At 52.2% G+C, this 14,321-nt stretch carries 13 protein-coding genes; all 13 read right to left on the bottom strand.

Annotated elements, in window-relative coordinates:
* Positions 1-366 precede the first annotated feature (366 nt).
* On the bottom strand, positions 367-1,488 hold the full coding sequence (locus tag M891_RS0117815; RefSeq protein WP_028539771.1) for a peptidylprolyl isomerase: 1,122 nt from the start codon (positions 1,486-1,488) through the stop codon (positions 367-369).
* Positions 1,475-4,999: a transcription-repair coupling factor gene (mfd, locus tag M891_RS0117810; RefSeq protein WP_028539770.1), complete on the bottom strand. Its 3,525-nt coding sequence runs from the start codon at positions 4,997-4,999 to the stop codon at positions 1,475-1,477. The genes M891_RS0117815 and mfd overlap by 14 nt, the downstream gene beginning before the upstream one ends.
* A gap of 157 nt (positions 5,000-5,156) precedes the next feature.
* A complete protein-coding gene (locus M891_RS0117805) occupies positions 5,157-5,387 on the bottom strand; it encodes an anti-sigma-F factor Fin family protein (protein ID WP_028539769.1) in 231 nt (76 codons plus the stop codon).
* A gap of 86 nt (positions 5,388-5,473) precedes the next feature.
* Positions 5,474-6,034: an aminoacyl-tRNA hydrolase gene (gene pth, locus M891_RS0117800; RefSeq protein WP_016314703.1), complete on the bottom strand. Its 561-nt coding sequence runs from the start codon at positions 6,032-6,034 to the stop codon at positions 5,474-5,476.
* 497 nt (positions 6,035-6,531) lie between these two features.
* The gene (locus M891_RS0117795) at positions 6,532-7,485 is read right to left on the bottom strand and encodes a ribose-phosphate diphosphokinase (protein ID WP_009226347.1); all 954 of its coding nucleotides are present in this window, start codon (positions 7,483-7,485) and stop codon (positions 6,532-6,534) included.
* A 112-nt stretch (positions 7,486-7,597) separates the two neighbouring features.
* Positions 7,598-8,998 (bottom strand): bifunctional UDP-N-acetylglucosamine diphosphorylase/glucosamine-1-phosphate N-acetyltransferase GlmU, encoded by a 1,401-nt coding sequence (gene glmU, locus M891_RS0117790; protein ID WP_028539768.1) that lies wholly within the window; start codon positions 8,996-8,998, stop codon positions 7,598-7,600.
* Positions 8,999-9,163: 165 nt separating this feature from the next.
* On the bottom strand, positions 9,164-9,448 hold the full coding sequence (spoVG, locus tag M891_RS0117785; protein ID WP_009226349.1) for a septation regulator SpoVG: 285 nt from the start codon (positions 9,446-9,448) through the stop codon (positions 9,164-9,166).
* Between the two features lie 176 nt (positions 9,449-9,624).
* The gene (gene purR, locus M891_RS0117780) at positions 9,625-10,461 is read right to left on the bottom strand and encodes a pur operon repressor (protein WP_028539767.1); all 837 of its coding nucleotides are present in this window, start codon (positions 10,459-10,461) and stop codon (positions 9,625-9,627) included.
* Between the two features lie 114 nt (positions 10,462-10,575).
* Complete coding sequence (gene ispE / locus M891_RS0117775; protein WP_028539766.1) at positions 10,576-11,430, bottom strand: 4-(cytidine 5'-diphospho)-2-C-methyl-D-erythritol kinase; 855 nt, start codon at positions 11,428-11,430, stop codon at positions 10,576-10,578.
* A 188-nt stretch (positions 11,431-11,618) separates the two neighbouring features.
* Positions 11,619-11,798 carry a small, acid-soluble spore protein, alpha/beta type gene (locus tag M891_RS0117770; protein ID WP_016314706.1) on the bottom strand — a complete coding sequence of 60 codons (180 nt, stop codon included), beginning with the start codon at positions 11,796-11,798 and terminating at the stop codon, positions 11,619-11,621.
* 197 nt (positions 11,799-11,995) lie between these two features.
* Positions 11,996-12,271, bottom strand: a complete 276-nt coding sequence (gene veg, locus M891_RS0117765) for a biofilm formation stimulator Veg (RefSeq protein ID WP_009226353.1) — start codon at positions 12,269-12,271, stop codon at positions 11,996-11,998.
* Positions 12,272-12,478: 207 nt separating this feature from the next.
* The gene (yabG, locus tag M891_RS0117760; protein ID WP_036700888.1) at positions 12,479-13,381 is read right to left on the bottom strand and encodes a sporulation peptidase YabG; all 903 of its coding nucleotides are present in this window, start codon (positions 13,379-13,381) and stop codon (positions 12,479-12,481) included.
* Between the two features lie 38 nt (positions 13,382-13,419).
* Positions 13,420-14,316, bottom strand: coding sequence for a 16S rRNA (adenine(1518)-N(6)/adenine(1519)-N(6))-dimethyltransferase RsmA (gene rsmA / locus M891_RS0117755; RefSeq protein ID WP_028539764.1), 897 nt, complete (start codon positions 14,314-14,316; stop codon positions 13,420-13,422).
* Positions 14,317-14,321 lie beyond the last annotated feature (5 nt).

Below are 14,321 nucleotides of genomic sequence, written 5' to 3'. Positions count from 1 at the left end.
ATACCATGCCGTTCCCTCTACGCCGGAGGATTCTTCACTGCCGCTCCAAGTTCTAGGCAGCTTCCATGGCCTTCGTCCATGTACGCGGGACTCGGCTTCCTCTTTTCCCTCTTGCGAGGCCTTTTTGACGACGCGGCAGGATTCACTTTCATGTTACGGCCTGGTATGTTGCTCGCCCTGCCTCTGACAGGTACTTTCGTCGATACGCTTCNACGTACAGATTTCGCCATACGTAGGTATCCTAGCTACGCGGGGGCTTGGCCCTTCCCGCGACCGGACTTTCACCGGCTAGAAGATGCGTGCTTAGCTGGGCACGCCGCACAAAAAAGCAGCACGGACCTCCCCGCGCTGCTTCTAAGCTCTGCTTTATTTGCTCGTATTCCCGCTATTGGAACCGGCATTGTTGGCAGCTCCGTTGCTGTCCGTCCCGGCATTCGTACCTTCATTCGTTCCGGCATTGGTGCCATTGCCCGCATTGGTGTCTGTTCCCGCGCCATTTTCGCCGGTACTCGTCTCCACTTTAGGCAATTCGATCTTCTTGATGATCTTCTTCTCCAGATCCCCCGCCATGAACTCGTCCAATTTGTTCGAGGCCAGCGTCGTTTGGATCATGTCCTTCTCTTCTTGGGTCAGATCCTCGAATTTCTTCTCGTTCCGAGATTCTACACGGATGATGTGATAACCGTACTCGGTTTTCACAGGATCGCCAATTTCGTTCAGCGGTTGGGTCAAAGCCGCTTGTTTGAAAGCTTCTACCCAATTGCTCACTTCCACGTTCTCGTACAATCCGCCGTTATCCTTGGAGCCTGGATCTTCGGAGTACTGCTTCGCCAACGCAGCGAAATCCTCACCCTTGTCCAGTTTCGCTTTGACTTCCTTCGCCAGCTTGAGCGTTTCCTCTTCCGTCCGCTCTTTGCCGTCTGGATCGGTGAAGTTAATCAGGATATGACGAACGGAAGCCGTTGTATAATCCTGTTTCGTCGCTTCGAATTCCTTCTTCACGTCATCTTCAGAGATCTTCTGCATTTCGCCTTCCATCACGGTATAAATCCGAACCATGTAGTCCTTGAATTCGGCTTCGGATACCTTCTGGGCGTCCAGCATTTTCTTGAAATTATCTTCGCCGTAGGACGATTTCATCAAATCAAATTGCTCCTCGGCTTTCTTCTTACCGGCTTCCTTCGTCTTCGCGTCGGCTTTGGCTTCAAGGTACTCATAGGCGATCTCTTGCTTCACCAAATATTGACGGAAGTCTTCCATCTGCATGAATTGCTCCATTTGCGGCTGAAGGGCAAGCACGATCCGCTGCTCGCGATCGAATTCATTCTCCGTAATTTCGCCGCCATCGTATGTCGCGATTACTTTACTCGTATCGTTTCCTCCCGAGCTTGCATCCTTCTTGCCGCATCCCGCCATAACGGAAAAAGCCAATACCGCTACAAGCCCAATCAGCAGCATTCTCCATGAGCGCCTTTTACTTTGAAACATTCTGTAGTTCCCCTTTCGCTTTGAACGCATCCTTCAGGGCGCCGAGAAACTGCTCCAGCAAGCCCATCATTTCTTTGTCGTCCATTCCCTTGATATTTATCCGGATAAGCATCACGGATCCTTGACTAAATTGTACACGTCTTCCGAACAGATTGCCAACTTCGGCAAGCTTGCTTGGAACGATGGCTTGTTCCTGACCTTCGTAGAACTTGATCGTCACTTCCTCGCCCCGCAGTGTCATCGACTCGATGCCATACTGCTTGCCATACAGCTTGACGCGGGCAACCGCCAGGAGATTCTGCACCGCATCCGGCAACTCCCCGAACCGGTCGAGCAACTCGTCCTCCAACTCGGCCACGTCGTCAAACGTCTGCACCGAGGCAGTCTTCTTGTAGATCTCAATCTTCTGAATGCTGTCGTAAATGTAATCCGACGGCAAATACGCGTCGATGCCCAAATCGATCGTGGTGTTCCAAGTCGCCTCAGCCGGCGGCGTCTCTCCGAGCATCGTAATTTTCCGCTTCTGAATTTCTTCCGCCAGCATCTGCGAATACAGATCAAAACCGACAGAAGCGATGAAGCCGTGCTGCTCCGCGCCAAGCAAGTTCCCGGCACCGCGGATGGCTAAGTCGCGCATCGCAATTTTGAAGCCGGAACCGAGCTCCGTAAATTCCTTAATCGATTGCAACCGCTTCTCCGCTACTTCCGTTAAGGACTTATCCTTTTGATAGGTAAAATAAGCATAAGCGATCCGGTTGGACCGTCCGACACGGCCGCGCAGCTGATACAGCTGGGACAAGCCCATCTTGTCAGCATCATGCACGATCAGCGTATTGACGTTCGGAATGTCCACCCCGGTTTCAATGATACTAGTGCTGACCAAGACATCGTATTCCCCGTCAAGAAAATCGAGAATCGTCTTCTCCAGCTCCTGCTCCGACATCTGACCATGACCCACGACCACTCGCGCTTCCGGCACGAGCATCGAGATTTGGGCGGCAATTTCATGAATCCCCTGCACGCGGTTATACAGGTAATAAATCTGGCCTCCCCGGGCCATCTCCCGTTCGATTGCTTCGCGTACGAGCGATTGACTGTACTCGACGACATATGTCTGCACCGGGAACCGGTTTTCCGGCGGCGTTTCAATAACCGACAGATCCCGTACGCCCAGCATGGACATATGGAGCGTCCGCGGAATAGGGGTCGCCGTCAGCGTCAGCACGTCCACGTTGGTTTTCAGTTTCTTTAACTTCTCTTTATGGGTAACGCCAAACCGTTGCTCTTCGTCCACGATCAGCAGTCCCAAGTCTTTAAAGACCAGATCCTGCGACAAAATGCGGTGGGTTCCGATAACGATATCCACCGTGCCTTGACGAATCCCTTTAATGGTTTCGTTCTGCTCCTTGCGGCTGCGGAAGCGGCTAAGCGTCTGAATGTTGATCGGATAGCCGGCAAACCGCTCCCGGAACGTCTCATAGTGCTGCTGTGCCAAAATCGTCGTTGGGACAAGCACCGCAACCTGCTTGCCTTCAATCGCTGCCTTAAAGGCCGCACGAATGGCAACTTCGGTCTTGCCGTAACCAACGTCACCGCACAAGAGACGGTCCATCGGACGACTTTGTTCCATATCTTTCTTGATTTCCTCAATGGCCCGCAGCTGGTCTGGAGTTTCCTCATACGGGAACATCGCTTCGAATTCCTGTTGCTCCGGCGTGTCCTTCTCAAATGCATACCCCGGGGCCGCCTGCCGCTCTGCATACAGCTTAATCAAGTCGTCGGCAATATTTTGGACGGAGGAACGGACTTTGTTCTTGACGCGGTTCCACTCGTTACCGCCCAGCTTGTAGATCTTCGGCTCCTTGTCCTCAGAACCTACATATTTCTGAATCATGTCGATCTGTTCGATCGGCACCGACAGCTTGTCACCGCCGGCATAGAGGATATGCATGTAATCCTTGTGAATGCCGCCGACCTCCAGCGTACCGATGCCCATGTATTTCCCGATCCCGTGGTTCTGGTGAACGACGTAATCGCCGATCTTCAGCTCGGTATAGCTCTTGATCCGTTCGGCATTGTCCATGCTCTTGACGACACGGCGCGCTTTGCGCTGCTTCTGAGAGAACATCTCGCCTTCGGTGATCACAACGAGGTGTACCGAAGGCAGTTCGAAGCCGGACTGCAGGTTGCCTTGCAGCAATTGAGGCTCTTCAATGCCGTAATCCTGCAACACCCGCCGCATCCGATCCATGCGCTCTTCGGTGCTGGCCAGCATGATGACGTGAGCGCCGCTCTTTTTCCAACGCTCCATCTCCGCCTTTAGGACATTCATCTGCCCATGGAAATCCTGCATCGCCCGCGTCACGAAATTCACGATATTCTGCGGCTGGGAATGCGGGACTTGACGCAGGAACAGCGACAAGAACAACGTCTGGAACGGACGATGGTAGATCAGATGATCCACGTCCACCGCGAGCGGCAGGTCAGGGAGACTCTTCCCGTTCTGGTACAAGTGCAGATTCCACTCCGCCTCATCGCGTTCCAGCTGCTTGGCCGTTTCCAGCAGGCGCGACGGTTCGTCCAGAATCAGCAGCGTATCTTCTGGCATGTAGTCATATAACGTTTTTCGCTCTGGATAGATCAAAGAAATATATTTATAGATTTCCGAAAAATAAACATGCTCGCGCAGCATTTCGATTTCTTTGTACATCTCTTCACGGAGACGGTTTTTGGCCTGGCGATCGGTCATTTTATCCAGCTGGATCTCCAGCTTCTCCGAGAGCGCCTGCGCTGCCTGGCTCATCCGTTCCTTCGTTGCGATCAGTTCCTTGCAAGGTGGAATGAACACTTCCTTGATCTGGTCCACCGATCGCTGATCCGCCGGATCAAAGGTCCGGATCGAATCCACTTCATCATCAAACAGCTCCACCCGGTAAGCCATGGACGCTGTGAGCGGATAGAAGTCAATAATCCCCCCGCGCAGGCTCATTTCGCCGCGGGATTCCACCCGTTCGACCCGCTCATAGCCTAGCTCGACCATTTGCGTCATGAACCGCTCCAGTTCCAGCGTGCCTCCGAGCCGGACGGTCAGTCCTGCTTCGGCCATAGCTTCCGGCGTTGGGATATAGCGGCGAATACCGGAATAAGGCACCACCACAATGCCTCGGAATCCCCGGGAGCATTGCAGCAGCACCTCGATCCGCTGGGCCAGCGTTTCCGGGCTGGATACCGCCGATTCAGCAGCAACCAGCTCATTCGCCGGGTACATCAGTACCTGATCCGGTGATAGCGCTTCCTGTAAATCTTCATAAATTTTCTGTGCGGAGAACATATTGTGGGTCACGACGAGCAGCGGTCGCTTCGTTTCCTGATGCAGCGCGGCTAGCATCACTTGCCTGGACGAACCCGACAAGCCGGAAATCAACTGCTCCTTCATGCCCGACTGAATGCCCGCAACCGTCGAAGCAAAATCGGTATCGCGTGAAAAAGCTTGAATAAGTGCTTGTAGCAAATGAGGCACCTCTCTTACTGCTGATGGATAGAAATCTATGGCTAGACGAAAAGGGTAAGTCCAGCTTACCCGAACCAAAAAGGAGCCTCAGCAACGTGCCAAGGCTCTATAACCGTATATTCCGGTAAATTTGTCCGTGTTCCTCGTAGCTTGCAGTTTACTGCAAAGGATTCGTAAGCAACATCAGTTCCGGGTTATGATCAAGGGCTTCCTTGCAATAGTCGCAAGTCACCCGGACCGTCATTTCGCCATTTGAATCATACGCTATTATATCTCTCCGCTCATCGGGGGTCAAGGAATGCAAGCCTAATTGGGCTTCTGTGACTTGAGGCGATTCGATTCTACCAATCACCGTCCGGCAGTGCCGACAAACATAGTTTACAGCCATCTATATGCCTCCTGAAGATTCTTTATGTCTCCAGTATGCCCCAAGCAGACGGCTTTTAGCCTATCGGCCCTGATAGATTGACCCATTTATCCGTTGAACTTCGCCATCGTTTGTTCGAACGTATGGTCCAGGCTGTATTCTAGCGCATCGCAAGCCGCTTGAATGGACTGATCGAGCAACGGCTTATCCTTCTTCGCAAAAGGCGACAGGACATAATCCACGATCGCATACCCGGGTTCAGGGCGCGAAATGCCCATCCGGATTCGGTTAAACGTCTGCGTGCCGATATGTTGTATGATCGACTTGATGCCGTTGTGCCCGCCAGCACTGCCTTGATATCTCAGACGATTGCGTCCCAACTCAGTATCGAGGTCGTCGTACACCACGATCAGATCTTCGATCGACGCCTTATAGTAGTCCATATAAGCGCGCACCGCTTCGCCGGATAAATTCATGTAAGTCATCGGCTTAATCAGCACGACTTTCCCGCCTGGCAGCATCCCTTCTCCAATCAAAGCCTTGCATTTACTCTGCTTGATCTCGATGCCATGCCGGCGCGCCAGCTCATCCACGGCCATAAAGCCGATATTGTGCCGGGTTTTCTCATATTGGGCTCCCGGATTGCCGAGCCCTACGATCCACTTCATGGGTCATGTCCCTCCAAACTCCAACATATCTATAACAATAGACTGCTTCTGGTGCTTGATTGTTCATAAAACTAATTATACTTTAAGAAAGATGCGAATTAGCTGGAAAAAGTACCGTTAATTTCGACGTAAACTGGCTTTTTGAGCAACTAACGGTAAAACCTGCCGTTAATTTCAGCGTAATTGCTGCTTTAGCTGAAAATCCCCAAAATTAACTATACATTTTACCGTTAAATCACCTGAAACCTTCGTTTCCGCCAAAATTAACGGTAGAAATTCCAGTTAGTTTGTATTTTTCGACGGGGAGTGCCCCTAAAGGGGAAGCGTCGCCCTCGTAAGAACATTTCTACACGGATGCTTGCTTTCGCCCAACGCTAACGCTCAACCAAGTCCGCGCAACTCCGTTTTCCCCAGCTTCTCCATCGGCCCGCCAATACACCGATAGGGGTTACGTCCCCGATTGGGAGGACGCAACCCCTGGTGTGGCAGTGACCATTTTATTCGATCTCGAACAGCTTGCTGATCGACAGCTCCTCGTGCACGCGAATAATCGCTTCGCCCATCAGCGGAGCGACAGACAGCACTTTGAGCTTGCTTGTCGGATTCGGATGTGTGATCGGGATCGTATCGGTCACGATCACTTCCTTCAGCGGAGAGTTTTCCAGTCGTTCCATCGCCGGACCGGACAAGACAGGGTGCGTACAGCAAGCGTACACTTCTTCTACCCCGCCTTCCTTGAGCGCGTTGGCACCAAGGACAATCGTACCGGCGGTATCGATGATGTCGTCGACGAGAATCGCAGTTTTCCCTTCGATGTTCCCGATAATGTTCATGACTTCGCTGACATTCGGTTCTGGACGGCGCTTGTCGATGATCGCCAGCGGAGCGTTCAGGAAATCCGCCAGCTTACGGGCACGTACCACCCCGCCATGGTCAGGCGAGACGACAACCGGATTCGCGATATGCTTGGAACGGAAATACTGGGCCAAGATCGGCACGCCTAGCATATGATCCACCGGGATATCGAAGAAGCCTTGGATCTGCATTGCATGAAGGTCCATCGTAATGACCCGATGTGCGCCGGCTTTCTCGATCAGATTGGCAACCAGCTTCGCCGTGATCGGATCGCGCGAACGGGCTTTCCGGTCTTGGCGGGCGTAACCGTAATACGGGATAACGACATTAATGCTCTTTGCCGAAGCTCTTTTCAAAGCATCCACCATCACGAGGAGCTCCATCAAGTTATCGTTGACAGGTGCGCAAGTCGATTGCACCACATAGACGTGGCAGCCCCGAACGCTTTCGGACAGCTTGACCTGTATTTCGCCGTCACTAAAGCTCGTCGTCTCCGATTCGCCCATCGGAATGCCGATATAGTCGGCGATTTGATGAGCCAATTTCGGATTGGAGTTACAGGTGAATATCTTTAATTTAGAATCACAATAAGTCATAAAATTAAAACCCTCCGTGCTGTGTAGATAGCGTCAGGGAGTCTCTTAAACAACCCGCCTTCACAGCTACCCCGTCTATTCAAATGGTCACTGCAGATCACTGCATTTGAAATTAAGATTGTCGCTGTCTTTCCTTCTTCGCTTTCGCCCGGGCACGAATCTTCTCGGCATAGCCGGGTTTATTCTCCTGCCGGGTTCTGGCAATAGCAAGATCATTGTCCGGAACCGATTGCGTAATCGTGGATCCGGCAACGACATAAGCGCCTTTGCCCACCTTCACCGGAGCGATCAAGTTGACGTTACTGCCAACAAAAGCATCGTCCTCAATCTCCGTAATGGACTTATTATAACCATCATAGTTCACTGTTATCGCGCCGCAGCCAATATTCACGTTCTTACCAACCTTCGCATCGCCGATATAGCTGAGGTGCGAGACTTTGGAGCCTTCATCGAGGGTTGCATTTTTGATTTCAACAAAATCGCCAACCTTCACATGTGCTCCGAGCTTCGCCCCTGGACGCAAATAAGCGAAAGGACCAACTGTCGTCTCCTGGCCGACTTCCGCCTGGCTCAGCACCGACTGTTTCACCTTCGCGCCGTTTTGGATCACGCTATCTTCGATTTCTGCAGCCGGCCCAATCACGCAATCTTCGCCGATGGACGTTTTCCCGGATAGAACGGTACCTGGATAAATTACGGTATCCGCTCCAATGGTAACATCGGCCCCGATGTACGTAGAAGCTGGATCAATCACCGTTACGCCGTTCAACATATGGCCCCGCACGATGCGTTCCCGCATGACGGCTTCAGCTTCCGCCAAGGCCACCCGGTCATTGACGCCAATCGATTCGCGAACGTCTGCTACCGCATAACCTTCGACAATTTCGTTCGCCTGCACCAAAATGCCGATCACGTCGGTAAGATAATACTCCTGTTGCGCGTTGTTGTTCGTTACTTTCTCCAGTGCAGCAAACAATTTGGCATTATCAAAGCAATAAGTGCCTGTGTTAATTTCCTGCACGGCGGCTTCCTCCGGCGAGCAGTCCTTCTGTTCAACAATCCGTTCAACCGTTCCGTTAGCGCCGCGGATCACTCGGCCGTAACCATACGGTTGTTCCATTACCGCTGTAAGTACGGTTGCTGCCGCTCCCTTACGTTGATGAAGTTCGAAAAGAGCTTCCAGTGTTTCCGCCGTAACCAAAGGGGTATCGCCACAAATAACCAGTGTGACTCCTTCTTCTCCCGCCAATAATGGCCCGGCCTGCTTGACGGCATGTCCGGTTCCCAGCTGTTGCTCCTGCAACACGTATTCCGCCGATGAACCCAAATAGGATTTTACAGCTTCAGCTCCATGGCCAACAACGACGATGCTGCGTTCGCAACCTGCTTCTTGAACCGCATTTAGTACATGCCCAACCATCGGTTTGCCGCAAACGGGGTGAAGCACCTTATAGAGCTTGGACTTCATCCGTTTCCCTTGGCCTGCGGCAAGAACGATCGCTAATCTCTTCAAGTCCCCGGCCTCCTTCTTATTTTTAAAAAAAGAAGTATTTCTCTCTCTCTCATTAAAACTCATTACTGAATATATCTCATTTAGGGCAAAAAGAAAAGGGAGCCATGCGGACATGGCTCCCTTTTCCTCGAACCCCAATTGATCGATAAATCAAATAAATGCGACTTACGCCCCTTCTTCAATCGCTTCCTCTTGTTCGGCGGCGCGCTCGTACTCAGCCAGAACAGCGGCTTGAATCTTCTCGCGAGTACCGGAGGAAATCGGATGAGCGATATCCCGGAACTCCCCGTCCGGCGTGCGCTTGCTAGGCATTGCTACGAACATCCCATTGTTCCCATCGATGACGCGAATGTCATGAACAACAAATTCGTTATCGATGGTAATGGATGCGATGGCCTTCATTCTGCCCTCAGAGCTGACTCGGCGGAGTCTTACATCCGTAATTTGCATATGTGTTCACCACCTTTTTCCATCAGAGACTTGGTGTATTATTCCACACAGCAAACCGAAATCCTTTTTTTTTGATCAACAAAATGGCCTAAAATCACGATTTTTTTTGATAAAACGGGGTTTTCGACATGTTTCGTCGAGAATTCTTACAATTTGAGGAGATATCGACATAGTTCTTATTGTTCAAATTTCGAAAAATAATTCCCAGGTTCTACTGAAATCTCCTTCTCCTTGGGATCTACCGCCCGAAGTGTAGCCAGGGAAACGTAATCATGTAGCAGACGCTGTTCGCTGGCAACTTCGCCCGATTCAACCAGAACCCCAACTCCTGCAACCTCTGCGTTAAACTCGGCCAACAGGTCAACCATCCCTTGGATCGTGCCCCCCGCCTTCATAAAGTCATCGACGATCAAGACGCGAGAGTGTTCCTTCAATGCCCGGCGCGACAGCGTCATCGTATGCAGGCTCTTGTGGGAGCCCGATACGTAATTGATGCTAACGGCGGATCCTTCCGTCACCTGATGGTCGCGACGAACCAGGACGACGGGCAGATTCAGTTCCGCTCCCGTTGCATAAGCGAGAGGGATCCCCTTCGTTTCCACGGTCATGATGCAGTCGATCTCCAAATCGCCGAATACGGTTGCAAACAACTTGCCCGCTTCATTCATCAACGCCGGTTGTCCCAAAAGATCCGACATATACAAATATCCGCCCGGTAAAATTCGGTCTGGCTGCGCCAGCTTCTCACAGAGGTGCTGGATAAAAGCGTTCGCTTGCTCCCGTCCGACCCGGGGAATATATTTCACGCCGCCGGCCGCCCCGGCAAGCGTCAGCAATTCCCCCATGCCTTCGCCTTCAAACACTTCTTTAATAATCCCCAGATCCTCGCTGATGGACGACTTGGCCGCCCCATACCGTTGCGCAAAGGTAGTCAGCGGGATTAAATGGTGTGGTCTAGACAACAGATAATGGGTCATCTCCACCAAACGAGCGCTTCTTTTTAATTTCTTCACGAAGTACCCCTCGCTAAATCCGAATATTTTAATGAAACTATAACACTTTTGTACGGATTTGTCCAAGCCTTGGAACGAGGAAGGAGTACCCGGCTCCAGTTCCGCAGCCGAGCTTCAAGTCAACAGCCGTACGGCGTAAACCTCTTTGCAGAACCCGCGCAATCCGTTATAGATGCGGGACACCTTCGATTCTTTCGAGACGAGCCCAAATACCGTAGGTCCGCTGCCCGACATTAACACGCCGTCCGCGCCAAGACGCAGCATTGCCTCTTTCAGTTGCGCTACCTCTGGATGAAGCTCCAGCGTCACCTGCTCCAGCACGTTACCGAGCGCTTGGCATACCTCCGTGAATGAGCGTCTCTCCAGCGCCTCTCGCATCCGGATTGCCGATGGATGATCGGTAATTTGCTCCGCCTGCAGGCGCCCATACACCTCGGCCGTCGACACGTTGATCGGTGGCTTCGCTAACACCACCCAGCATTGCGGCGGATTCGCCAGCGGCGTCAACACTTCGCCTCGCCCTGTCGCCAGCGCCGTCCCGCCCGTCACGCAAAACGGCACATCTGAACCCAGCTCCGCCCCCAGCTCCTTGAGCTCCTCTTCGGGAATGCCAAGCTCCCATAAACGGTTTAAGCCCCGCAGCGTCGCCGCAGCATCGCTGCTTCCGCCGGCAAGGCCGGCAGCGACCGGTATTTTCTTATCGAGGTGGATATAAACCCCGCTCCGCACATTGTAGCGTTCCTTGATCAGCTTCGCCGCCTGAAACGCCAAGTTCTTCTCATCCAGCGGAATATATCCGGCCTGGCTCGAAATAATGATTGTATCCCGCGGAAGAGCGCTCATTTCCAAACGGTCCGCCAGATCCACCATCGTCATGATCATCTCGACCTCATGGTATCCGTCGGGACGTTTATGTAACACGTCGAGCATTAAGTTAATTTTGGCCGGTGCTTTTTCGTAAATTTTCATGCCGCTTCCCCACCTCAGCAATTCCGTGGAATATCCGCATCCATCCGGTCTTATTAGCACATTCTTTTATTCTAAAAAAACGTTGCCTCCACGTCTATGTATGAAAGACATTTTTTTCTCCCTCTATCTTACTTCATCCAACGAAAAAAACGAAGCTCCCTGAAAGGGACGCTTCGCTGTGGCAGAGGTTATTGCTGTTTCGCGGCTGCCTTCTCGGCAAGCTCAATCGCCCGCTTCACCATATTGCCCGCATCTTTGGCCTTGATGCCGCCCCAGCCCTCCTGCTGGACGGTATCGTAAAATCCCAGATCCTTCGCTAATTCGACCTTCAAGTTCTCCGACATCACGCTGCGTCTTCTTCGCGACATGGTCAGTCTCCTCCTTTTGGCCATGGAAATAGGAACGATGGTTAGTATACGCGAGCACCGATGCGAGCATACACCGAGATTTTGTCCATCTAAAGTGAACACCGGCAACCTTGGTGGATGAACCCATTACCCGTAAAAAAAAGAAAAAAACGGTCTCACCCGAAGGCGAGAACCGTTTGCGGTTTGATTCATGATGTTCACGGTTTAATATACGAAATCCGCATCCCATCGTTGTCGTCATAAACCATGACTTCAACAGATTCGGTCAGTATATCGGCATAACTGTAAGACACACGCTTAAAGGTTTGCTGCTCTTGATCCAGCTTCACAATGAAGACCGAAGGATAGGTCTCCTCTAACACTCCAGTGCGTTCGACGGTCTTCCGGCGACCACCGTTAGCCCGGAGCATAATTTTCTGTCCTACATGGGCGTCGAGACTATGCTTTATTTCCGACAGCGCATTTTTAGCCATTGCCTGTGACCACCTTCTTTCTTTGTCCATTATACAGGAAAGTCACAAACTTGTCAAATCGAAATAAATAATTATATCAGCAGCAAAAAAGATGTGTCAACGATTATTTTTCGACATTTTCTTTTGCCTGGTGGCTCAAGAGCTAAATACTAAAAAAATAACCGAAAGGTCCTGGGGCAATAGCCTCAGTTCCTTCCGGCAACCCTTTCACATGGACGGCACCACTTTCAGCGTCGACAAGTCCTTCAGTTTGGGCAACCCGATTCGGTAACTGCCACGAGTCTCGATCCCGCCAACCCCCTGGGCGCCGCTGATCGTATGATTCAGCACGTCAGTAATCTGGATCGTATCCCGAATCGAGGTGAGCGACGCTTTAGCGGCGATATACACCGGATCCAGCGCATGGATCAGCACCCGGCCGGGCGAACTAGCAAAATTAGCCCCCGCCTGCAGCAGCGCCTCAAAATGCGACTGGCAAGCGCCGGCCACAATCGTTAACGTATCGAAATTCCGTTCGTATTGCCGAGCCATTTGAATGGCCTCCACAAAATACTTGGAATTTTTATAGCTGGTCAAATTATAAAGATCGCTGGTGGGGCGCGATTTTAACACGCCGTCATGACCCGTGATCACGACGATATCCGGCTTGACCACAGGCAACAGACGGTACAGCGCATTTGCCATTTGCGATTCCGTGACATAATAGCCTTGAACCGGGACGCGCAGCTTCTGATACAGGCTTAAGCTCTTTTGTAAATAGCGTTCGTCCCCATCTAAATGCAGGACCTTCCCTGGGACCTCAAAATAGGCCGTCTCTCCTTGCCCATACAGATCCCGTCCAATCACCATTCGATTGCGTTCTGCCAATTCCTTGCGGTCTTGCGTTAACCGCTTCAGCGATTCCGTCGCCTTAATGCGGGCCCGCTGCGTCGTCTCTCCTGGGGAAGCCGGGTCTACCCTGACCAAATCGGTTAAGGGCGCATCCGCCAGCAGCCGGAATTCCGTTCCTTTAATAATCGCTTCACTCCGCACAATCTGTTCGATTCGGAACGTAACATCTCCACCGTATGATTTGCGGACGACCAAGTCTCCCAAATTCGCCAAATCCATCACCTCTATCCCATCGTATGGGCGATAAGAGGGAATGGTTACACGCGGAGTTCCTTCACGCCGGCATTCAGCAGCGTATCGCTCAGCTTGGCGAACTCGTCCAGGCTTAAGGTCTCCGCTCGCCGGGAAGGCTGAATCCCGGCTTCTTCCAGCAGTTGCTCCAGTCTCTCGCGCCCTTCCTTCGGGAAGAAGCGGCTTTTCAGATTGTTGGAAATCGTCTTGCGTCTCTGGGCAAAAGAGGCCTGTACCACCTCGAAGAAAAAGACCTCATCCTGAACCGCCACCGCTGGGGTCTCCCGCACGGTTAAGCGAATCACGGCAGACTCTACATTCGGCTGCGGAATAAACACGCTGTGCGGCACCGTACAGATCATCTCCGGGATGCTGTAATACTGCACGGCGATGCTGAGGCTGCCGTAATCCTTGCCGCCAGGAGCCGCGGCCATACGCTCAGCCACTTCCTTCTGGATCATGACGACGATATTTCTCAGCGGGAGCTTCTCTTCCAGCAGTTTCATCATGATGGGAGTCGTCACGTAGTAAGGCAGATTGGCAACGACACTGACGCCGCTCACCTCACTGAACTCAGCCGCAAATAAAGCCTGCAGGTCCAGCTTTAACACGTCGCCATGGATCACATGGACGTGCGGGTACGGCTCCAGCACCTCCTGCAGAATCGGGATCAGTCGCTGGTCGATCTCGACCGCGGCCACCTTGCCCGCCTCCTGCGCCAGCTTCTCCGTTAACGCGCCGATTCCGGGTCCGATTTCGAGTGCCCCCTGGCTCTCGTCCAATTCGGCGGCGGCAACGATTTTACCGAGGATGTTCTGGTCGATCAGAAAGTTTTGCCCCAGGCTCTTTTTGAACGAAAAACCGTGCCGCTGGATGATCTCCTTCGTCCGGCGCGGTGTGGATACGTCTTCCCTTATGCTCATGGTTC

The sequence above is a fragment of the Paenibacillus sp. J14 genome, assembly GCF_000518465.1.
In the GTDB taxonomy this organism is placed as follows: domain Bacteria; phylum Bacillota; class Bacilli; order Paenibacillales; family Paenibacillaceae; genus Fontibacillus; species Fontibacillus barengoltzii.
Note: the sequence above shows the minus strand (reverse complement) of the source record. Positions and strands in the feature narration are given on the sequence as shown.

Excerpts from the sequence above, each read along its gene's own strand:
- M891_RS0117795 (WP_009226347.1), bottom strand. The coding sequence starts at position 7,485 with ATGACTTATTGTGATTCTAAATTAAAGATATTCACCTGTAACTCCAAT.
- M891_RS0117815 (WP_028539771.1), bottom strand. The coding sequence starts at position 1,488 with ATGTTTCAAAGTAAAAGGCGCTCATGGAGAATGCTGCTGATTGGGCTT.
- spoVG (WP_009226349.1), bottom strand. The coding sequence starts at position 9,448 with ATGCAAATTACGGATGTAAGACTCCGCCGAGTCAGCTCTGAGGGCAGA.
- ispE (WP_028539766.1), bottom strand. The coding sequence starts at position 11,430 with ATGAAAATTTACGAAAAAGCACCGGCCAAAATTAACTTAATGCTCGAC.
- M891_RS0117770 (WP_016314706.1), bottom strand. The coding sequence starts at position 11,798 with ATGTCGCGAAGAAGACGCAGCGTGATGTCGGAGAACTTGAAGGTCGAA.
- rsmA (WP_028539764.1), bottom strand. The coding sequence starts at position 14,316 with ATGAGCATAAGGGAAGACGTATCCACACCGCGCCGGACGAAGGAGATC.
- veg (WP_009226353.1), bottom strand. The coding sequence starts at position 12,271 with ATGGCTAAAAATGCGCTGTCGGAAATAAAGCATAGTCTCGACGCCCAT.
- yabG (WP_036700888.1), bottom strand. The coding sequence starts at position 13,381 with ATGGATTTGGCGAATTTGGGAGACTTGGTCGTCCGCAAATCATACGGT.
- pth (WP_016314703.1), bottom strand. The coding sequence starts at position 6,034 with ATGAAGTGGATCGTAGGGCTCGGCAATCCGGGAGCCCAATATGAGAAA.
- M891_RS0117805 (WP_028539769.1), bottom strand. The coding sequence starts at position 5,387 with ATGGCTGTAAACTATGTTTGTCGGCACTGCCGGACGGTGATTGGTAGA.